Annotated in this window: 18 protein-coding genes and 1 riboswitch; of the genes, 13 read left to right on the top strand and 5 right to left on the bottom strand. The window is 72.9% G+C overall.

Annotated features, from left to right (window positions below; translation table 11 throughout):
* Positions 1 to 128 precede the first annotated feature (128 nt).
* Both ACFRAR_RS00765 and ACFRAR_RS00760 read left to right on the top strand, forming a co-directional pair.
* The gene (locus tag ACFRAR_RS00765; RefSeq protein WP_380693123.1) at positions 129 to 1,034 is read left to right on the top strand and encodes an ABC transporter substrate-binding protein; all 906 of its coding nucleotides are present in this window, start codon (positions 129 to 131) and stop codon (positions 1,032 to 1,034) included.
* Between the two features lie 3 nt (positions 1,035 to 1,037).
* Positions 1,038 to 2,114, top strand: coding sequence for an LLM class flavin-dependent oxidoreductase (locus ACFRAR_RS00760; protein ID WP_380693121.1), 1,077 nt, complete (start codon positions 1,038 to 1,040; stop codon positions 2,112 to 2,114).
* 222 nt (positions 2,115 to 2,336) lie between these two features.
* Here ACFRAR_RS00760 and ACFRAR_RS00755 read toward each other — a convergent pair whose 3' ends face one another.
* Complete coding sequence (locus ACFRAR_RS00755; RefSeq protein WP_380693119.1) at positions 2,337 to 3,329, bottom strand: aldo/keto reductase; 993 nt, start codon at positions 3,327 to 3,329, stop codon at positions 2,337 to 2,339.
* Positions 3,330 to 3,829: 500 nt separating this feature from the next.
* Here ACFRAR_RS00755 and ACFRAR_RS00750 point away from each other — a divergent pair, with 500 nt between their 5' ends.
* The 6 genes from ACFRAR_RS00750 (at position 3,830) to ACFRAR_RS00725 (ending at position 8,500) form a co-directional block, all read left to right on the top strand.
* The gene (locus ACFRAR_RS00750) at positions 3,830 to 4,849 is read left to right on the top strand and encodes an LLM class flavin-dependent oxidoreductase (RefSeq protein WP_380693116.1); all 1,020 of its coding nucleotides are present in this window, start codon (positions 3,830 to 3,832) and stop codon (positions 4,847 to 4,849) included.
* 318 nt (positions 4,850 to 5,167) lie between these two features.
* Entirely contained in the window at positions 5,168 to 5,734 is a 567-nt protein-coding gene (locus tag ACFRAR_RS00745; protein ID WP_380693114.1) for a TetR/AcrR family transcriptional regulator, read from the top strand.
* A 37-nt stretch (positions 5,735 to 5,771) separates the two neighbouring features.
* A complete protein-coding gene (locus ACFRAR_RS00740) occupies positions 5,772 to 6,395 on the top strand; it encodes a DUF4865 family protein (protein ID WP_380693112.1) in 624 nt (207 codons plus the stop codon).
* Positions 6,392 to 6,958, top strand: coding sequence for a carboxymuconolactone decarboxylase family protein (locus ACFRAR_RS00735; protein WP_380693110.1), 567 nt, complete (start codon positions 6,392 to 6,394; stop codon positions 6,956 to 6,958). Before ACFRAR_RS00740 ends, ACFRAR_RS00735 begins: the two co-directional genes overlap by 4 nt.
* Positions 6,955 to 7,929 (top strand): phosphotriesterase, encoded by a 975-nt coding sequence (locus ACFRAR_RS00730; protein WP_380693108.1) that lies wholly within the window; start codon positions 6,955 to 6,957, stop codon positions 7,927 to 7,929. Before ACFRAR_RS00735 ends, ACFRAR_RS00730 begins: the two co-directional genes overlap by 4 nt.
* Before the next feature lie 79 nt (positions 7,930 to 8,008).
* Positions 8,009 to 8,500, top strand: coding sequence for a GNAT family N-acetyltransferase (locus tag ACFRAR_RS00725; RefSeq protein WP_380693106.1), 492 nt, complete (start codon positions 8,009 to 8,011; stop codon positions 8,498 to 8,500).
* 126 nt (positions 8,501 to 8,626) lie between these two features.
* Here the strand turns inward: ACFRAR_RS00725 and ACFRAR_RS00720 are convergent, their stop codons facing one another.
* A complete protein-coding gene (locus tag ACFRAR_RS00720; protein WP_380693104.1) occupies positions 8,627 to 9,391 on the bottom strand; it encodes an SDR family NAD(P)-dependent oxidoreductase in 765 nt (254 codons plus the stop codon).
* Between the two features lie 137 nt (positions 9,392 to 9,528).
* Here ACFRAR_RS00720 and ACFRAR_RS00715 point away from each other — a divergent pair, with 137 nt between their 5' ends.
* Together ACFRAR_RS00715 and ACFRAR_RS00710 are read left to right on the top strand one after the other, a co-directional pair.
* The gene (locus ACFRAR_RS00715; RefSeq protein WP_380693102.1) at positions 9,529 to 10,149 is read left to right on the top strand and encodes a TetR family transcriptional regulator; all 621 of its coding nucleotides are present in this window, start codon (positions 9,529 to 9,531) and stop codon (positions 10,147 to 10,149) included.
* A gap of 296 nt (positions 10,150 to 10,445) precedes the next feature.
* The gene (locus ACFRAR_RS00710; protein ID WP_380693100.1) at positions 10,446 to 11,588 is read left to right on the top strand and encodes an alpha/beta hydrolase; all 1,143 of its coding nucleotides are present in this window, start codon (positions 10,446 to 10,448) and stop codon (positions 11,586 to 11,588) included.
* 70 nt (positions 11,589 to 11,658) lie between these two features.
* Here ACFRAR_RS00710 and ACFRAR_RS00705 read toward each other — a convergent pair whose 3' ends face one another.
* Positions 11,659 to 11,988 (bottom strand): MoaF N-terminal domain-containing protein, encoded by a 330-nt coding sequence (locus ACFRAR_RS00705; RefSeq protein WP_380693098.1) that lies wholly within the window; start codon positions 11,986 to 11,988, stop codon positions 11,659 to 11,661.
* Positions 11,989 to 12,198: 210 nt separating this feature from the next.
* Here ACFRAR_RS00705 and ACFRAR_RS00700 point away from each other — a divergent pair, with 210 nt between their 5' ends.
* Complete coding sequence (locus tag ACFRAR_RS00700; RefSeq protein WP_380693096.1) at positions 12,199 to 13,608, top strand: esterase/lipase family protein; 1,410 nt, start codon at positions 12,199 to 12,201, stop codon at positions 13,606 to 13,608.
* Between the two features lie 385 nt (positions 13,609 to 13,993).
* A riboswitch (cyclic di-AMP (ydaO/yuaA leader) is annotated at positions 13,994 to 14,139 on the top strand.
* Position 14,140: 1 nt separating this feature from the next.
* Positions 14,141 to 14,713, top strand: coding sequence for a hypothetical protein (locus ACFRAR_RS00695; RefSeq protein ID WP_380693094.1), 573 nt, complete (start codon positions 14,141 to 14,143; stop codon positions 14,711 to 14,713).
* Positions 14,714 to 14,812: 99 nt separating this feature from the next.
* Here the strand turns inward: ACFRAR_RS00695 and ACFRAR_RS00690 are convergent, their stop codons facing one another.
* Together ACFRAR_RS00690 and ACFRAR_RS00685 are read right to left on the bottom strand one after the other, a co-directional pair.
* Positions 14,813 to 15,598, bottom strand: coding sequence for a hypothetical protein (locus ACFRAR_RS00690; RefSeq protein WP_380693092.1), 786 nt, complete (start codon positions 15,596 to 15,598; stop codon positions 14,813 to 14,815).
* 174 nt (positions 15,599 to 15,772) lie between these two features.
* Positions 15,773 to 16,570 carry an IclR family transcriptional regulator gene (locus ACFRAR_RS00685; protein ID WP_380693090.1) on the bottom strand — a complete coding sequence of 266 codons (798 nt, stop codon included), beginning with the start codon at positions 16,568 to 16,570 and terminating at the stop codon, positions 15,773 to 15,775.
* 203 nt (positions 16,571 to 16,773) lie between these two features.
* Between ACFRAR_RS00685 and aceB the strand changes: the two genes are divergently transcribed.
* Entirely contained in the window at positions 16,774 to 18,426 is a 1,653-nt protein-coding gene (gene aceB / locus ACFRAR_RS00680) for a malate synthase A (RefSeq protein WP_380693088.1), read from the top strand.
* Positions 18,427 to 18,493: the final 67 nt, after the last annotated feature.

The raw sequence follows: 18,493 nt of genomic DNA, 5'->3' as shown, positions 1-18,493 counted from the left end.
CTTCCACTCGCGCAGCCCGCCCCACCCTGCCCCACCCCGCCCCATCGCGCCTCATTCCGCCCCAGGCCGTCCGTGGCCGACCTCCCAGACTTCCGACAAACCGACTTCCCACCACCGGAGTTGACCAGATGACCGTCACCCTCGGCGTCCACGCCAGCAACCCCTCGCTCTACTACCTCGCCCGACTCCCCTACCTGGACGAGGAACTGGCCCCGCTCGGCGAGACCGGCGCCTTCCATCACTACGCCGACGGCACCCGCACCGGCACGCTGCTCGCCGAGGGCGTCATCGACCTCGGAGGTACCGGTTCGACTCCGCCGATCACTGCCCAGGCGGCCGGTCACGACCTGGTCTACGCGGCGGTGTCCGCGCCTCGCCCGGACCACGGCGCACTGTTGGTCCTGGAGTCCGGCCCGGTGCGGACGGTCGCGGACCTCAAGGGCACCACCGTCGTCCTCGCCGTCGGCTCCTGGCAGACCCACCTGCTCGCCAAGGCTCTGCACGCCCAGGGGCTTTCGTACGGCGACGACGTCACCCCGGCGCGTCCTGCGGGGGGCGAGGACCAGGCCCAGCGGTTGCGCGACGGTGAGATCGCCGGCTGGATCGCCCAGGGTGCCGAACTCGCCGCCGCCCGCAGCGGCGGGGAGTTCCGTGAACTGATCCGCACCGGTGACGTCATCACCGACCGCTCGGTGTTCTTCACCCGCCGGGACTTCGCGACCGAGCGTCCCGAGGTGGTCGCCGCGATCGCCGCCGCGCTGCGCCGGGCGGACGCCTGGGTGGCCGCCCACCCGGCCGAGGCCGCCGCGATCGCCGCCGAGGAGCTGGGTGGCACGGCGGCGGACTGGCAGTCCGCGCTGGTCGCGCTGCCCTGGCAACTGGAGCCCGCCACGGCCGGGTTCGTCGCCGAGCAGCAGGAGGCGGCGGACATCTTCCACGGTGTGGGCTTCATCGACCGGCCGCTGACCGTCGCCGACGCCCACCTCCCGGCACTGGAGGCCCCGGTGGCCGCCGCGCTCGCGAAGGCGGTCTGAGCCGTGGCCTCCGAAGTCCTCTGGTACCTCATCCCGCGCGAAGGCCACTATCCCTGGGAACCGGCCGGACGCCGACCGGTCGACCTCCGCTACCTGCAGCAACTGGCGGGCAGTGTCGAGCGTTTGGGCTACACCGGTGCGCTGCTCGCAACCGACCTGTACGACGTCTGGACGCTCGGCAGCGCGCTGGCGGCCGCCACCACCCCGGCGTTCAAGCCGCTGCTGGCCGTCCACCCGGGGCTGGTCTCGCCCACCCTGCTGGCCAAGATGGCGCTCAGCTTCGACCACCTGCACGGCGGCCGGCTGCGCTTCAACGTGGTGAACGGATCGACCGCGCAGCTGCGCGAGTACGGTCTGGACGTCGAGCACGACGACCGCTACCGGCTCAGCGCCGAGTACTGGTCGATCGTCAAGCGGCTGACTGCGGGCGAAGTCTTCGACCACAAGGGCGAGTTCTACGAGCTGAAGAACGCGGGCGCGAGCCTGCGCGAGCTCACTCCGGTGCAATCCGGCGGCATCCCGCTCTGGTTCGGGGGCAGCTCGGCGGCCGGCATCGAGATGGCGGCCCAGCACGTGGACGTCTACCTGACCTGGGGTGAGCCGCCGAACCTGCTGAAGGAGAAGCTGGACCTGGTCCGCGAGCGCGCCGCCGCCCACGGTCGGACCCTGAGGATCGGGCTGCGGCTGCACCTGATCGTCCGCGACACCGAGGACGAGGCGTGGGCGGCCGCCGACCGGCTGCTGGACGTCACCAGCGAGGCCACCTACGCGCGGCAGCTGGGCGAGGCGAAGGGTGAGGACGGTGTCGGCTGGCAGCGGCAGTTCCGCCAGCACGGCGGCAAGGTGCCGGCACGGGCCCGGGAGCTGGAGACCTACCCGAACCTCTGGCCCGGGATGAGCCTGTTCCGGCCCGGGCCGGGAACGGCGGTGGTGGGCTCGACCGCCCAGGTGATCGAGCGCTTGCAGGAGTTCGAGGCGCTGGGCGTCGACACCTTCATCCTGTCCGGCAATCCACTGCTGGAGGAGGCCCACCGGGTTGCAGAAACGGTTCTGCCCGCCCTGGGCATCAAGCGGCCCTGAGTGGCCGAAAGGCCGGTCGGTGGACGTCGCTCGCGGACAACGGTCGGTGGACGCCGCTCGCGGACAACGGTCGCCGGACGGCGGGTGTCGGCCGCTCGAGGGCGGATGACAGGGAACAGGTAACGGATAACAGATGACAGCTGACAGATTTCGAAATCTGTCAGCTGTCATCTGTCACCTGTCGGTCCCCGGCGGCCGGCCGCCTGCCGCCCGTCTCGTCCCTCAGCGACTCAGTCGGTCGATCTCCGCCAGCTCCTCCGCCGTCAGCGGCCCACCCGCCAGCGCGTCGAGGTTCTGGTCCAGCTGGGCCACACTGCTCGCGCCGATGATCACCGAGACCACCCGCGGGTCCCGCAGCACCCAGCACAGCGCCAGCTGCGCCAGCGTCTGCCCGCGCCCCTCGGCGACCTTGTTCAGCGCCCGCAGCTGTTCCAGCTTCGCCCCGGTCAGCGTCTCCTCGGTGAGGAACTTCCCGACCGACATCCGCGAGCCCGCCGGAACCTCGCCGGACAGGTAGCGGTCGGTCAACAGCCCCTGGGCCAGCGGCGAGTAGGAGATCAGACTGGTGTCGGTGTCACCCACCGCGTCCAGCACGCCGGCGTCCTCCACGTGCCGGTTGAGGATCGAGTACGCCGACTGGTTCATCAGCACCGGCGTTCCCAGCTCGCGCAGGATGGCCGCCGCCTCCCGGTGCTGCTCCGCCGGGTAGTTGGAGATCGCCGCGTACAGCGCCTTGCCCGAACGCACCGCGCGGTCCAGGGCCCCCATCGTCTCCTCGATCGGGGTTTCCGGGTCGTACCGGTGCGAGTAGAAGACGTCGACGTAGTCCAGCCCCATCCGCTCCAGCGACTGGTCGAGGCTGGCCAGCAGGTACTTGCGGCTGCTGCCGTTGCCGTACGGGCCGGGCCACATGTCCCAGCCGGCCTTGCTGGCGATGAACAGCTCGTCCCGGTACGGCCGGAAGTCCTGGGCGAGCAGGTAGCCGAAGTTGCGCTCGGCGCTGCCGTAGGGCGGGCCGTAGTTGTTCGCCAGGTCGAAGTGGGTGACGCCCCGGTCGAAGGCCCGGCGCAGCACCGCCCGCTGCACCTCCAGCGGCTGGGCGTCGCCGAAGTTGTGCCAGAGACCGAGCGAGATGGCGGGCAGCCGGACTCCGCTGCGGCCGGCCTTCCGATAGGTCATCGAGTCGTAGCGGTCACCCGCGGCGAGGTAGGTCATGCCGGACATCCTGCCAGTTGGGCCCGGTGGATCCACCCTTGCCCCGTCCCCGACCGGTGCCTATGCTCGCGGGGAATCGTGTGCGTGCAGGGCGAAGGGGGAGGCGAGATGGCAGTCCGGACCGTGACCGCCGCCGCAGCCCGCTGTTGTTGTCGCCGCCACCGCAGCACCGAACGCTGACGCCGCCACGCGACCTGCCGCCCGTCTGATCGGCCCGCCACGGGACCGGTTCGTCGCTCGCCCGGCCCGCCGCCCGACCGGCCCGTTCGAACGGGCCGCCGGTCGACCGTCAGGGATTCCCCCGGTGCCGTCCGCGAGGTCGCAGTGCCAGGTCACCGTCCCGGTTCCCGGTGCCCCGCCCGCGGCTCACCGAGCCCCTCCCGAGTCCCTCCCGAGTCCCTCCCGAGTCCCTCCCGAGCCCTTCCCGAGCCCTTCCCGAGCCCTTCCCGGGTTCCGGCAGAGCCTCGCCAGTGTCCCGCCAGAGCCCGAAGGAGACCGCCGTGCGGTTCACCGTCTCGTCCCTCGTCGCCAACGCGCCCGATCCGGTCACCGGCGTCCTGCGCACCCCGCAGCAGAAGCTCCACAGCGTCATCGAGCAGGCCGTCCTCGCCGAGCGGCTCGGTTACGACGGCTACGGCGTGGGGGAGCGGCACGGCGAGCCCTTCCTCTCCCCGGCACCGCCCGTGCTGTTGAGCGCCATCGCCGCCCGCACCTCCACCATCAGGCTGTTCACCACCGTGACGGTGCTCAGCATCCTCGACCCGGTCAGGGTCGCCGAGGACTACGCGATGCTGGACCAACTCTCCGCTGGGCGCGTTGAGTTGATCATCGGCAAGGGCAACGACCCGCGCCACTTCGGGCTGTTCGGCCTCCCGGAGGATCGCCAGTGGGAGGCGCTCGCCGAGAACTACGCTCTGCTGCGCAGGCTTTGGCGTGAGGAGAAGGTCACCTGGGAGGGCTGGACCCGCCCGGCGCTCCGGGACGCCACCGTCTCGCCGCGCCCGCTCCAGGACCCCATCCCGGTGTGGCACGGCAGTGCGACCAGTACGCGGTCCACCGACCTCGCCGCCCGCCACGGTGACCCGCTCTTCTCCGCCAACGCCTTCCACCCGCTGGAGAAGTACCGGGAACTGGTCGAGCACTACCGCGAGCGCTGGGAGCACTACGGGCACGACCCGAAGCTTGCCCGGGTCGGCGCGGGCTTCGGCGGACTGTACGTCGCCAAGCGCTCGCAGGACGCCGTCGAGGGTTTCCGTCCGTACTGGAACGCCCTGTTCGACTCGGCCGCGGGCCGCCACAACAACTCGCCGTTCACATCGCTGGAGGACGCGCTGGAACGCGGGTCGGCGCTGGTCGGGAGCCCGCAGCAGGTGATCGAGAAGATCCACCGCTATCACGAGGCCTTCGGCAACGAGGTGGTCGGCATCGGAGTGGACGCGCTCACGGAGGGGGCGCAACGGGAGCAGTTGGAGCTGTTCGCCGGCGAGGTCGCCCCGGAGATCCGTCGAGCGCTCCCGTAGCCATCCGTGGTCGTCGGCGGTCGCCCGGGGCGTTCTGCGGTCGCCCGGGGTCGCCCGGGGTCGCCGCCCGCCCGCGCAGTGCGCCGTGCACCCCCTACGCGGCGTGACGCCCGCCACCGTCCGTGACGTGACGCGCGCCACCGGGGGCGCCGGAATGCCGCTCGGCGGCGCGGGGGATGACGAACGGTCGAGGGGCCGTGGCCGCCGGGGGGCGGCGCACGGCCCTCGGCCGTTGCGGCCGGCGAGGAGAGGGCGGCTGAAGGTTCGCGTGGAAGCCGCACTGGCTCTCTGTACCTACTGGTATGTACAGTGGCTCGCATGAGCACCCAGGACCGCCTCATCGAGAGCACCCAGGCCCTCCTCTGGGAGCGCGGCTATGTCGGCACCAGCCCCAAGGCCATCCAGCAGCGCTCCGGGGTGGGCCAGGGCAGCATGTACCACCACTTCTCCGGAAAGCCGGACCTCGCCGCCGCCGCCCTGCGCCGCAGCGCCGAGCAGATGCGGGGAGTGGCCGAGGCCGATCTCGCCGTCCCCGGCACCGCCTACGACCGGATCGCCGCCTACCTCCGGCGCGACCGCGACGTGCTGCGCGGCTGCCGGATCGGCCGGATGGCCCAGGACCCGGACGTGGTCGCGGACCCGCACCTGCGCGCGCCGGTCGAGGAGACCTTCGACTGGCTGCGCGGCCGGATCGCCGAACTGATCACCGAGGGTCAGCGGGACGGCGAGTTCGCCCCCGGCCTCCACCCCGCCGACACCGCCGCCGCCGTGGTGGCGGTCGTCCAGGGCGGCTACGTGCTGGCCCGCGCCGCCGACAGCGCCGAGCCGTTCGACCAGGTGGTGCGCGGCGCCCTCGGACTGCTCGCGGCACACCGCACGTCCTGACCCGCACCGCGTCCCGTCGAACCCGAGGAGCCCCTCCGTGCACGCCATGCAGTACGAGATCACCCTCCCCGCCGACTACGACATGGGCATCATCCGCAAGCGCGTCGCGGAAAAGGGCCACCTGCTCGACGCGCACCCGGGCCTCGGCCTCAAGGCCTACCTGGTCCGCGAGCGCGTACGGCAGGGCTCGCCCGTCAACCAGTACGCGCCCTTCTACCTCTGGCGCACCGCGGAAGGCATGAACGGTTTCCTCTGGGGTCCGGGCTTCCACGGCCTGAGCGCCGACTTCGGCCGCCCCACCGTTCACCACTGGCTCGGCGCGGGCCTGGCCCACGGTACGGGGGCGGCAGGCACGAAGGCCGCGGGTGCGGAGTCGGCAGCGGGGGAGCCGGCCGAGCCCCCGACCACCGCCACCCGCGAGACCGTACGGCTGCCGGAATCCGCCGACCCGGCCGAGGCCGTCGAGCGGGCACTGGCCGGACTTCCCGCGCACCCGGGCCTGCACACCGCGGCCGTGGCCGTGGACCCGAGCCGCTGGGAACTGGTCCGCTTCGCGCTCTGGCACGGCCCGGCCCCGGAGGAAGTGCCCGGTGTCCGGTACCGGGTGCTGCACCTGTCCCGCCCCGAACTCGACCGGCTGCCGGCCGGTCGACACTGGTGAAAGGCCCGACCGCCCCGATGGCCTCCGCCGCGATGACCTCCGCCTCGATGGTCTCAGCCCCGCCGGTTCCCGCCCCCGGCCTCACCGACCTCGCCCGGGCCCCCTTCGACCGCGCGGCCGGCTACGCCCTGCTCGCCGACCTCGCCGGGCCGGGCGCCGCCGCCACCCTCGGCGGGCTCGACGCCCTCGCCCCCGGCTTCCCCGACTGGATCGTCACCAGTCTCTTCGGTGGCAGCTACCAGCGCCCCGGCCTCGCCCTGCGCGACCGCCAGATCGCCAACCTCGCGGCCCTCACCGCCCTCGGCGGCGTCGAGCCCCAGCTCGCCGACCACGTCCGGTACAGCCGACGGATGGGCATGACGGAGTCGGAGATCGTCGAGGTGATCGTCCATCTCGCCCCGTACGTCGGCGTCCCCAAGGCCCTGGCCGGCCTGCGCGTCGCCACCGCCGCGTTCACCGAGCCGGGCGCTCCCTCCGACACCGCCGACACGGCTGACACCACCGACACCGCCGACACTGCCGGCAACACCGGCACCGCCGCCGACACCGAGGCCGGGGCATGACCCGCACCGTCCGCACCGTTCTCGGCGACCGCGACCCCGCCGACCTCGGCGTCACGGACTCCCACGACCACCTGTTCATCCGCAGCCCGCTGCTCCCCGGCCAGGAGCTGGACGACCCGCGCGCCGCCGAGGACGTCCTGCGCGCCTATGCCGCCGCCGGTGGCCGGACCCTCGTCCAGTGGACCCCGTTCGGCCTGGGCCGAGGCGCGGACTCCCTCGCCGCCCTCTCCCGGACGACCGGTGTCCACGTCGTCGCCGCGACCGGCGCGCACCAGGCGGCCCACTATCCGCCGGGTCGCTTCCCCGAGCCCTCCACTCCCCTCGCAGGGCACTCCGATCCGCTCGAGCACCCGGACCCGTGTACCGACCCGTACGCCGACCTCGCCGATCGCTTCGTCACCGAGCTCACCGTCGGCCTGCCGGGCGCGCCCGAGGGCGTCCGGGCCGGGCTGATCAAGGTCGCGGCCGACGCCGGGCCCGAGAGCCGGCACACCCGTCGGGTGCTGGCGGCGGCCGCGGAGGCGCACCATGCCACCGGCGCGCCGATCGCCGTCCACCTTGAAGCAGTAGGCGATCCGCAGGCTGTCCTGCGCCGGCTCCACGGGCGGCACGGCGTCCGGCCCGACCGGATCATCCTCGGCCACCTCACCCGGCTGCCCGACCCGGCGTCCCACCGGGCCCTCGCGGCCGAAGGCGTCCACCTCGCCCTGGACAGCCCCTCCCGGGCCGGGCACCCCACCGACCACCAGGCCTTCGACGTCATCGCCGACCTGGTCGAGGCGGGCCATGCCGACCGGCTGCTCCTCGGGGCCGACACCACCACCCGAACCGCCCGCGAGGCCGGCGGCCCGGTCCGCCTGCTCACCGACCTCGCCCCGCGCCTCGCCCGCAGCTACGGCCCCGAACTGCCCGAGCTGCTCCTCACCACCAACCCGGCCGCCGCCTTCGCCGCCGACTGGCGCACGCCCTGAAGCGCCTCCACGGCCTGACGGCCCCGCCGTACCGGGAACGGACTGACGGCTGTCGGGTGCGCCCGCTACGGTGCCGGACATGGCCGCACTGACGCTCCGAACCCTCACTGCCGACGACTGGCCGCTCTGGCGGGACCTCCGCCTCGCCGCCCTGTCCGAGGCGCCGGACGCCTTCGAGGCAGGGCTCGCCGACTGGCACCGCGGAGGCGAGGACCGCTGGCGTGCCCGACTGCTTCGTCCGGACGCCCACCACGTCGCCGCCTTCCTGGACGACACCCCGGTCAGCCTCGTCGGCTGTGTGCCCGGATCGCCGGACGGCGTACCGGAGTTGAGGTCGCTCTGGGTCGCGCCGCGGGCGCGCGGCCGAGGTGTCGCGGACCGTCTCGTCGAGGAGGTCGAACGCTGGGCGTGGGCGGTCGGCGGCACCACGCTGCGCCTCGCCGTGCTCCCCGACAACGAGGCGGCGCTCGCGCTCTACCGGCGTCACGGCTTCGCCCCGCTCGCGGAGCCCGGAGAACTGCTCGCCGACGGCGTCACCCGCGAACTCCTCCTGGCGAAGCCCCTGCGGTGACCGCCGCCGTCCCCGGCGCCCTGGCCGTGGCGGCGCCGGGGAGCCTTCCGCGCCGGGAACGCACCAGGGCGGGGCCTGTGCCGCACGGGGGACGGCACAGACCCCGCGGTCGACCGGGCCGACGCGTCACATGTGGGTGCCGCCGTCGATGCGGAGCTCGGTGCCGGTGACGAAGGCGCCGTCGTCGGAGGCGAGCATGGCGATCACGCCGGCCACCGTCTCCGGGCCCGCGAAACCCTGGCTGAGAGCGGGGGAGAGCTTGGCCAGCAGGCTGAAGTCGGCGTCGGCGGGCAGGCCCGGGTTGTGGGTCATGCCGCTGTCGATGCTGCCCGGCGCGACGCTCACCGCGCGCAGGCCCTGCTTCGAGTACTCCGAGGCGATGGCGTGGGTGAAGGACTGGATGCCGCCCTTGGTCGCGGCGTACGCGGCCATGTAGGGGTGGGCGAAGCTCGCGGAGGTCGAGCTGAAGTTGACCACCACGCCCTTGCCGCCGGCGAGCAGCGCGGGGAGCGCCTCGCGGGTCATCAGGAAGGTGCCGGTCAGGTTCACCGCGAGGAGCTTGTTCCAGAACTTCAGGGTGGTCTCGTGGGTGTGCGCGGAGCGGAGGATGCCAGCCGCGTTGATCAGCACGTCCAGGCCGCCCAGGCCGGCGATCGCCCCGGCGACGCCCGCGACGACGGCCGCCTCGTCCGAGATGTCCAGGACCTGGATGGTCAGGCGGTCCGCGGTGCCCTCGGCGGTGGCGCGGTCCAGGGTCTTCTTCAGACCGTCCTCGTTGACGTCTACGGCGACGACCTTCCCGCCCTCGGCGAGGATCCGGTGCACGGTGGCCTGGCCGATGCCCGAGCCGCCGCCGGTGATCAGGACGTTCCGTCCGCTGAAGCGCTCCATGGTGGTACTCCGTTCGTTCGTGGCCTCTCGGCCTCGAACGACACGGTACGCCTTGATGGCATGTCGTGCCAAAAAGTCTTTTCGTGCCATGTCGTCGTGATGTGCCTATGCGGCATCCGCCCGCGTAGGCTGGGCCCGTGACCGGACGCCCGACCCTGACCCAGCGCCGCCGCGAGGCCACGCGGCTGGACATCGCCCGTGCCGCCGCCGCGCTCTTCGCCGAGCGCGGCGCGGAAGCGACCACCGCGGAGGAGATCGCGCTCGCCGCGGGCATCTCGCTGCGCACCTTCTACCGGTACTTCTCCGTCAAGGAGGACGCCGTCGCCCCGCTGCTCGCGGCGGGCGGGCAGGAGTGGGTGGAACTGTTCGTCGCGAGTCCGGCGGACCTCCCGCTGCGGGACGCGCTGGAGCGCGCGGCAGTTGCTTCGCTGACTCCGGCCGACGAGGCGCGGGCCGAGATGATGCGGTGGGCCCGCGGTCTGCTGCGCGACCCGAAGCTGGGCGCCACCTGGCAGCGCGTCCACGCCGACTCGGAGGAGCGCCTGCGCACCGCCCTCGCAGAGCGCTGCCCGGACGGCACCGATCCGGTGGAGATCAGGCTCGCGGCCGCCGCGGCGAGTGCGGCGATCCGGGTGGCCCTGGAGCAGTGGGCCTCCTCCGATGCCGCCCTCACCGGACCGGGCTCCCCGCAGGACCTCGGCGCGCGCTGCATGCGCGAGCTCACGGCGGGGCTGCGACTCTGGGGGCGGGTGGGCTGAGCCGGGAATCGCCGGCGGCGGGTCGGGCGGCGGGTCGGGCGGCGGCCGACCGATGGTTGCCGCCCGTCGGCTGTCGACAGGTAACAGCTAACAGATTTCAGATGACAACTTTCGAAATCTGTTATCTGAACGTTGTCACCCGTCCGCCCCGTTCTCCGTCACCTCCCAGCCGCGATCAGCTTCCTCCCAGCTGGCGCTAGGGTTGGTCCTCGCGCCCCGGCGGGGGAACCGGGGTGACCACCTCGGATGTCCCCAGCGAAGGGGGCTGGAGTTCGAGGCGTGGGAGCAAGCGGGACATGGGTCTGACAAGCCACAAAGTGCTGGCGCTGACCGTACTGATCGCGGTCGTGATGATGAGCGGCACGGTCTGGTTGTGGCCCAGACTCGCGAGGAAGACCTGGCAGGCGGTGCTCGGCCGGATCGGCGCGTTGCTCGCCACCCAGCTCACGGTGCTCGCCGCGCTCGGCTTGGTCGCGAACAACTACTTCGCGTTCTACAGCAGTTGGGGCGACCTTCTGGGTATCGGCGACACCGGTCCGGTGGTGATCCACAACAAGGCGGACGCCTCCGGCCGGCTGATGGTGGAGACGATAGGCCAGGCCGCGGTCAAGGGCGGCGGCGCGATGGGCCGCGAGCCCAGCCAGTCCGGTGAGATCCGCAAGGTCCGGATCGACGGCGCGGTCAGCCGCCTGTCCACTGAAGGCTACGTCTACCTGCCCCCGCAGTACTTCCAGCCGGAGTACGCGCAGAAGCAGTTCCCGGCCGTGATCGTCAGCACCGGATTCCCAGGAATCGCCGAGAACCTGATCACCCGCTTCAACTACCCGGGGGCGGCGCTCAAACTGCTCCAGGAGGGACGGATGCAGCCGACCGTCATGGTCCTGATGCGTCCCTCGCCCGCGCTGCCGCAGGACACCGAGTGCGAGGACGTCCCCAACGGCCCGCAGTCCGACACCTACTTCACCAAGGACGTGCCCTCGGCGATCGAGGCCAGCTTCAGGGTCTCGACCGACCCGCAGGCCTGGGCCTTCATGGGCAACTCGACCGGCGGCTACTGCGCGCTCAAGCTGGCCATGCGCCACCCGGACGTCTTCCCGACCGCCGTCGCCCTCTCCGCCTACTACGACGCCGCCGACGACCCGACCACGGGAGACCTGTTCGGCGGCAGCAAGCAGCGCCGCGACGAGGCCAACCTGATGTGGCGGCTGCAGAACCTGCCGCAGCCGAAGGTGTCCGTGCTGCTGGCCGGCACCAAGAAGGGCGACGGCAGCTACCGCCAGGAGACCGAGTCCTTCGTCAACGCCGTGCAGAGCCCGATGAAGGTCTCGTACAGCATGCTGGAGAACGGCGGCCACAACTTCGAGACCTGGAGCGCCCTGCTGCCCTCCTCGCTGGAGTGGCTGTCCCAGCACCTCAAGGTGCCAGGTCAGGCAGTCTGAGTCGGAACCCTTCCGAGCGGCCCGAACAAGCCGGATGGCCCGTTCGGTTCCCGCGCGGCGGTCCCGCCGCTCAGGCCACCCGCTCCAGCGTCCCGGTGTGCAGCTCGCCGACCCGGCCACCCTCGCCCTCGAAGGTCCAGAAGGCCCGCACGGTCAGCTTGCCGAGGTCCATCACATGGCTGACGGTGATCCCGCTCTGCTCCGTCCAGCTGACGAAGTAGACCTCCGGCGCGACCTCGGCGACGTGCAGCCGCACGTCCTCCCACTGGCCCGCGGACTCGCCGAGGCCCTCCCAGCGCAGCCGCGTGCCGTCGGCCGAATAGGCGTTGCGGAAGGCCGCGCCGTTGTCGGCCCGGAAGAGGTAGGTTCGGCCGGCGAAGGCGGGCAGGGGCGCGGTCATGGCGGGACGTGTCCTCGTTCCTGTGAGGTCGTGGCGAGCCTCCGGTCGGGCTCGCCGTTCTTGTGCACTGCGGATGATGTCAGACTTCCAATTTATCCGACCGGGCGCACTCGGTCAGGTACTCGCCACGGTACGGTTCGCCACCGCCTGGCCGCCTGGATGTGCGACCGGCACATGGGCACGGCCCACCAGCGGCCCTACCGTCCGGCCATGAGACGCACCCCCACGCAACACGCCGCCCCCACGCAACACGCCGCCCCCACGCAACACGCCGCCCCCACACAACACTCGGCCCCCAGGCACCACGCCGTCCCCACCCACCCCGCCCCGACGAGGCGCACCCCCACCGCCCTCGCCGCCGTGCTCCTGCTGCTGGCCGCTGCCTTCCTCGGCGCCCCCACCGCCGCCCACGCGGCCCCCACCGCGAGTACCGGTCCCGTCGCGAGCACCGCCACCACCGCCCCCCTCACCCTGGAAGCCGCTTTCCCCGCCCCCGGCAACGGCTGGGCCAAGGTCGAGCGCTATCTCGACACCACCTCCGGCTTCCGCACCGAGCAGTTCCCGTCGGACGGCCGTGGCGACCAGGACGGCGCCCGCCGGACGTACTTCGGCACCGGCCGGCCCTCCTCTGCCCGCTTCCTGCTCTACTCGGCCGCCGGCTGGGACACCGGCAGCAAGGCCACCCCCGTCCTGTTGGTCCACGGCGCCAACGACAACGCCGACCGGGCCTGGGCGAACCCGGGGGAGAGCGGCGTCTGTGGTGCGGCGAGCTGCCCGTCCACCGGCCTCGCCCAGTACCTGGCCGGCACCGGCCACCGGGTCTTCGCGATCGGCTTCGCCCACAAGCACGGAGACAACCTGCTCCAGGCGCAGGCCGTCGGCGACGCCGTCGCGCTGATCCGGGACCGGCTCGGGGTCTCCCAGGTCGACGTGGTGGCGTGGAGCAAGGGTGAGGTGGCCGCCCGGGCGTACGTGTCCTCGGTGAAGCCCTCCTGGGGGAGGTCCTACGCGGGTGACGTGCGCCGGCTGGTCACCCTCGGCGGGCCGAACGGGGGGCTGGACTACGTGTACGCGCACGGCTGGGACTTCGACCTGGCCACCTGGCCCGCCTGCGGCGGCACCGCCAACGCGCCGTCCCCGCACCTCTCCATGACCTGCTACGGCACGTACACCGCGCAGCCCTGCCTCGGCGTCCTGCCGAGCGGCGGCTACGACTGCTACCCGGGCCAACGCCAACTGCTCGCCCGCTGGGACGGCACCTACGGAGTGGACTCCACCGCCCAGGACTGGTGGACCACCTACTACGGCGGCCATGGCTTCTACACCTCCGGCCAGGGCATCCAGGCGGCGATCGACGCGGGCTCGCTGATCGCGCCGCTCCGGCAGGCCGGCATCCCGGCCTCGGTGCGCACCTACCTGCTGGCTGGCGGGTCGGCCGACATCCCGGGCGTGCTCAACGAGAACCGCGGGCCGAGCGACGGCCTGGTGTTCACCGCGAGCGCGCTGGACACCACCGGCATCGCGACGGTCGGCGGTACCCGGCTGCTCAGCGGCCTCAACCACATGAGGCTCGCCTGGGCGCCGGAGGCGGAGAGCCAGGTCGACGCCTGGCTCGGCTGACCTGACCTGACAGGCCAGACCACACCAGGCCACGCCACACCTGATCGGCCCGGTCGGCCCGGTCGGCCTGGTCGGCGGCCTCCCCCCGGTTCCTCCCGCCATCCCGCTCCCGGAAGTCGATCAACTCGGCTGCCCCTCGGAGTCGTTGATCGACACCACTGTGACCTGCGCGACAACCGGCCCGGCCGAGTTGTCCGTTCACGGACGACCCGCCTAGCCTGCAACGGTCGTCCGCCCTCGCGGACCCCGTCGCCGGGACGCCGAGTCCCGTCCACCCGTCGGCGGGTCACCGAGCACCACAGCGGACGGGAGCGGGGGAACCAAGGTCAGCGCCCGGTCCGTACGCCCCGCGTGCGGGCCGCGGCTGGGCCTCTCTTCCGGATCTTGCCGGAACTCGTCGGATCTTGCCTGGCATCGCGGGCCCGGCAAGGTCCGGAAGAGAGGGCCCAGGGGTGAAGCCGCTCCCCGGGCGGCCGGGCAACCTCAGCCCGAACCCGACAGCTCACCTCGCAGGCGTCGACGAGGTGACCCCATGCCCAAGCCCGACAGCCCCACGCGCCGGCCCGCGTTCGTGCCCGGCCGCCGTCGCGCACCGCGCCACGCCCGCCCGTCCCACCGCGGCCGCAACGCGGCCCTCGCCGCCGCCGGGGCGTTCGCCATCAGCGGCGCCGGCCTGCTCGGGGTGCCGTCCACCACCGGTGCCCAGGCCACTGCCACCGCCGCCGTCGCGGCCGCCGCGCCGACCGTCACCCAGGACCGGCTCGTCCCCGCCGCCATGGTCGCGGGCAAGGCCGTGGCCGCCTCGCTCGCTCTGCACTCCTCGGACTGCGTCACCGCGAAGACCGTCGGCGTGGGCGTGCGCGACGCCCGGGGGAACAACCTCGACTTCCCCGGCCACGCGTCCGACGTGCGGATCTGCCCGGAGGGGTTCGACTTCACCAGCGCCGCGCGCACCCTGCCGACCGGGACGTACACCCAGTTCGGCTTCTGGCAGGACCTCGACGGCACCTGGCACGACCTGGGCTCGCAGCAGCTGGTGGTCTCCGCCGCCGGGACGTCGACGCGGACCCCGGCCGGGCCGGCCACCCCGAGCCGACTCGGCTGATCACCGACCTCCTGACAACCGACCCCTCGGTGGGCGAGGGGCGGTACCGTCCACCGGCGGGCGTTCGGCGGTGAGCGCCCACCGGCAGGACCGCACGGTTCAGGAGCCGGCGGCCGTCGCGACGACCGTGATGTCGAACGGCTGCCGGTTGTTGCTCTCGTCCGGGTCGTCCGCGCCGTGCACTTCGACCGAGCCGCCGCTCAGTGTGCCCGCCGGGAGTTCCGGGTCGAGCCGGACCGGGATGAGGGCGGTCGCGCTGCGTCCCTCCCGCAACCCGGGCTCGAACGAGCAGCGGACGACGCGGCCGTGGTCGCGGTTGCGGCCGAGCACCCGGCAGTCGGACGGGAAGTACGGGCCCTCGGGCGTGACCCCCTTGGGCAGGGTGACCACGACCGTGAACGGGGAGGCCGTGGTGCCCGGGCCGCGGTTGCCGACGAAGGCGCGGACGGTGGTGGTGCCGCCGGGGGCGGCCGCGTCCGGGTCGAACCGGACCACCTCCAGGTCGGAGTGGGACGGTCGGTCGGCGGCCGGTGCCGGCAGCGTGGTGGCCTCGGAGACCCCGGGGGTCACCAGGGCGGGAAGGGTGGTGGCCTCGGGCGTCGCGGGTGCGGGCAGGGTGGACGCCGCGGGCGCGCCCGGCGCGACGACCTCCACCGCGGGCCGGGGATCGGGGCGCCGCAGAGCCCAGGACGGGTCGGTGGCCAGCACCGTCACCGCGCACCCCGCCGCCACGGCCGCGACCAGTCCGGCGCCGCCGAAGCCCCCGCCTCTTCCGGCGGCGCGCCGCGTGCCACCGCCCCGACTGTCGCCTTCCCGGCCGTGGCTTCCCCGTACGGCGGTACCGCGTGCCGCACCGGCCCGTACGTCCCGGTCCTGCTGCTCCATCCCCGCTCACCCTGTCCTCGCGTCCCGGCCGCCCGCGCCGTCGCGGGCCGCGTCCGCACCAGGGTGGCGGAGCCGTCGCGGGAGCCGGGTGGCAACCCGCCCGTCGTCCGCCCGAACGGATGACGCGGTCGCGTCGGCGCGCCGCGTCATCCGGCAACGGCGGTTGACGTGGCGTCAGGGGGCGAGGACCTGCCCCAGCCGGGCCGCGATCTGGTGCATCACCGGCACCAGCGAGGCGGCGCCGGCCTGTTCCTCCAGGGCGCGGATGCGGGCCTCCGGGCCGGAGACGGAGAGCGCGGTCGGCGTCGGTGCGCCCGGGACGGCGAGCGCGATGCAGCGGACGCCGATCTCCTGCTCCTGGTCGTCGACCACGTAGCCGCGCTCGCGCGCCTCGGCGAGCTGGCGCATCAGCTCCTGCGGGTCGGTGACGGTGTACTCGGTGTGCGCGGGCAGCGGGTTGGGGCCGAGCACGGTGCGTGCCTCGTCCTCGGGCAGCTGGGCGAGCAGCGCCTTGCCGACGCCGGTGCAGTGCGGCTGCACCCGTCGGCCGACCTCGGTGAACATCCGCATCGAGCGGCGGGACTGCACCTGGCCGACGTACACCACCTCGCCGCCCTCCAGCACCGCCAGATTGGCGGTCTCGCCGGTGGCCTCCATCAGCTCGGCCAGGTACGGGCGGGCCCAGCTGCCGAGCAGCCGGCCCGCCGTCTCGCCGAGGCGGATCAGTCGGGGGCCGAGGGTGTAGCGGCGCGCGGTGTCCTGGCGGACATAGCCCTGCTGGACGAGGGTACGAACCAGCCGGTGGATGGTCGGCATCGGGAGGCCGGAACTGATGGAGAGCTCACTGAGCGTGGCCACGCCGCCGGAGTCGGCCAGCGCCTCCAGGAGTTGGAAGGCGCGCTCGACGGACTGCACGCCGCCGCTCGGGCGGTCGGCGCCTGTCGTCGGTGCTGAGTCGGGGGTCGCGGCCACCGGCGTTCCCTTCGCTGTCGGAGAGGAGCAGAGTCCCGGCGATCTCTTCAACAAACCGTTGAAATTCTGTATCGCGGAAACTAGTCTCCACCTTACAGAATCGAACTCGCCGGTAGGCGGGTCCGGATCGTGGAAGTTCCCCCGAGGAAGTTCCCACTGGAGCTCCCTTCGCCAGGTTCAACCGTCTTAGGAGTGTCCTGCCCATGGCTGCAGATCAGGGGCCCGTCGGCGCCTCCCCCGCCGCTCCGGCCGTCACTGTCGCCGGTCCCCGCGTCCACCGCGCGGAGGAGGTGCTCACTCCGGAGGCCCTCGCCTTCGTGGCTGGGCTCCATCGAGCCTTCGAGGACCGCCGGCAGGACCTCCTGGCCAGGCGCAAGGCCCGCCGCGCCGAGATCGCCGCGACCGGCACGCTGGACTTCCTCCCCGAGACCGCCGAGGTCCGGGCCGGGGACTGGAAGGTCGCCGAAGCGCCCCGCGCCCTCCAGGACCGCCGGGTCGAGATCACCGGTCCGACCGACCGCAAGATGGTCATCAACGCACTCAACTCCGGCGCGAAGGTCTGGCTCGCGGACTTCGAGGACGCCACCTCCCCGACCTGGGAGAACGTGGTCAGCGGCCAGGTCAACCTGATCGACGCCTTCGAGGGCCGGATCGACTTCACCGGCGCGGCCGGCAAGGCCTACGCCCTCAAGCCCGCCGCCGAACTCGCCACCGTCGTGGTCCGCCCGCGCGGCTGGCACCTGGACGAGAACCACCTGCTGGTCGACGGCACCCCGGTGGCCGGCGCGTTCGTCGACTTCGGCCTCTACTTCTTCCACAACGCCGCCCGGCTGCTGGCCAAGGGCGCCGAGGACCCCAACTCCGGCCCGTACTTCTACCTGCCGAAGACCGAGAGCCACCTCGAAGCCCGGCTGTGGAACGACGTGTTCACCCACGCCCAGGCCGAACTCGGCATTCCGTACGGCACCGTCCGGGCCACCGTGCTGATCGAGACCATCACCGCCGCGTTCGAGATGGACGAGATCCTCCACGAGCTGCGCGACCACGCGGCGGGCCTCAACGCCGGGCGCTGGGACTACCTGTTCTCGATCGTCAAGAACTTCCGCGACGCCGGCGCCCACTACGTCCTGCCGGACCGCAACGGCGTCACCATGGCCTCGCCCTTCATGGCCGCCTACACCCGGCTGCTGGTGCGGACCTGCCACCGGCGCGGTGCCCACGCGATCGGCGGGATGGCCGCGTTCATCCCGAGCCGCCGCGACCCCGAGGTCAACGCGGCCGCGCTGGAGAAGGTCAAGGCGGACAAGGACCGCGAGGCCGGCCACGGCTTCGACGGCTCCTGGGTCGCCCACCCCGACCTGGTGCCGGTCGCCCGGGCCTCCTTCGACGCGGTGCTCGGCGAACGGCCGAACCAGAAGGACGACCCCGGCCCGTCCGAGCCGGTGACCGCCGCCCAGCTGCTCGACATCGCCGGCGCCGGCGGCAGCTGCACCCGTGCGGGGCTGCACAATGCCGTCCAGGTCGGCATCCGCTACATCGAGGCGTGGCTGCGCGGGATCGGTGCGGTCGGCATCTTCAACATGATGGAAGACGCCGCCACCGCCGAGATCTCGCGCTCGCAGATCTGGCAGTGGATCCACAACGGGGTCGTGCTGTCGGACACCGGTGAGAAGGCCACCGCCGAGCTGGTCCGCACCCTGGTCGCCACGGAGCTGGCGGAACTCCTCGCCGAGCTGGGCGAGGACGCCTACGGCGCGGGCCGCTGGCGCGAGGCCGCGCAGCTCTTCGAACAGGTCGCCCTGGCCGAGGAGTTCGCGGACTTCCTGACCCTGCCGGCGCTTCCTCTGCTGGGCTGAGCCCATGCCACCCGCCGGGTCGAAGGGCTCCGGCGGGTCCGCCATCGCGTTCCGTGCGGCGACGAAT

This window comes from Kitasatospora sp. NPDC056651 (assembly GCF_042792155.1).
Taxonomy (GTDB): Bacteria; Actinomycetota; Actinomycetes; order Streptomycetales; family Streptomycetaceae; genus Kitasatospora.
This window is presented reverse-complemented; position numbering and strand designations above follow the sequence as displayed.

What these genes read in the sequence shown, in the direction of transcription:
- ACFRAR_RS00765 (WP_380693123.1), top strand. Translation starts at nt 129, where the DNA reads ATGACCGTCACCCTCGGCGTCCACGCCAGCAACCCCTCGCTCTACTAC.
- ACFRAR_RS00755 (WP_380693119.1), bottom strand. Translation starts at nt 3,329, where the DNA reads ATGACCTACCTCGCCGCGGGTGACCGCTACGACTCGATGACCTATCGG.
- ACFRAR_RS00745 (WP_380693114.1), top strand. Translation starts at nt 5,168, where the DNA reads ATGAGCACCCAGGACCGCCTCATCGAGAGCACCCAGGCCCTCCTCTGG.
- ACFRAR_RS00730 (WP_380693108.1), top strand. Translation starts at nt 6,955, where the DNA reads ATGACCCGCACCGTCCGCACCGTTCTCGGCGACCGCGACCCCGCCGAC.
- ACFRAR_RS00725 (WP_380693106.1), top strand. Translation starts at nt 8,009, where the DNA reads ATGGCCGCACTGACGCTCCGAACCCTCACTGCCGACGACTGGCCGCTC.
- ACFRAR_RS00720 (WP_380693104.1), bottom strand. Translation starts at nt 9,391, where the DNA reads ATGGAGCGCTTCAGCGGACGGAACGTCCTGATCACCGGCGGCGGCTCG.
- ACFRAR_RS00710 (WP_380693100.1), top strand. Translation starts at nt 10,446, where the DNA reads ATGGGTCTGACAAGCCACAAAGTGCTGGCGCTGACCGTACTGATCGCG.
- ACFRAR_RS00705 (WP_380693098.1), bottom strand. Translation starts at nt 11,988, where the DNA reads ATGACCGCGCCCCTGCCCGCCTTCGCCGGCCGAACCTACCTCTTCCGG.
- ACFRAR_RS00700 (WP_380693096.1), top strand. Translation starts at nt 12,199, where the DNA reads ATGAGACGCACCCCCACGCAACACGCCGCCCCCACGCAACACGCCGCC.
- ACFRAR_RS00695 (WP_380693094.1), top strand. Translation starts at nt 14,141, where the DNA reads ATGCCCAAGCCCGACAGCCCCACGCGCCGGCCCGCGTTCGTGCCCGGC.
- ACFRAR_RS00690 (WP_380693092.1), bottom strand. Translation starts at nt 15,598, where the DNA reads ATGGAGCAGCAGGACCGGGACGTACGGGCCGGTGCGGCACGCGGTACC.
- aceB (WP_380693088.1), top strand. Translation starts at nt 16,774, where the DNA reads ATGGCTGCAGATCAGGGGCCCGTCGGCGCCTCCCCCGCCGCTCCGGCC.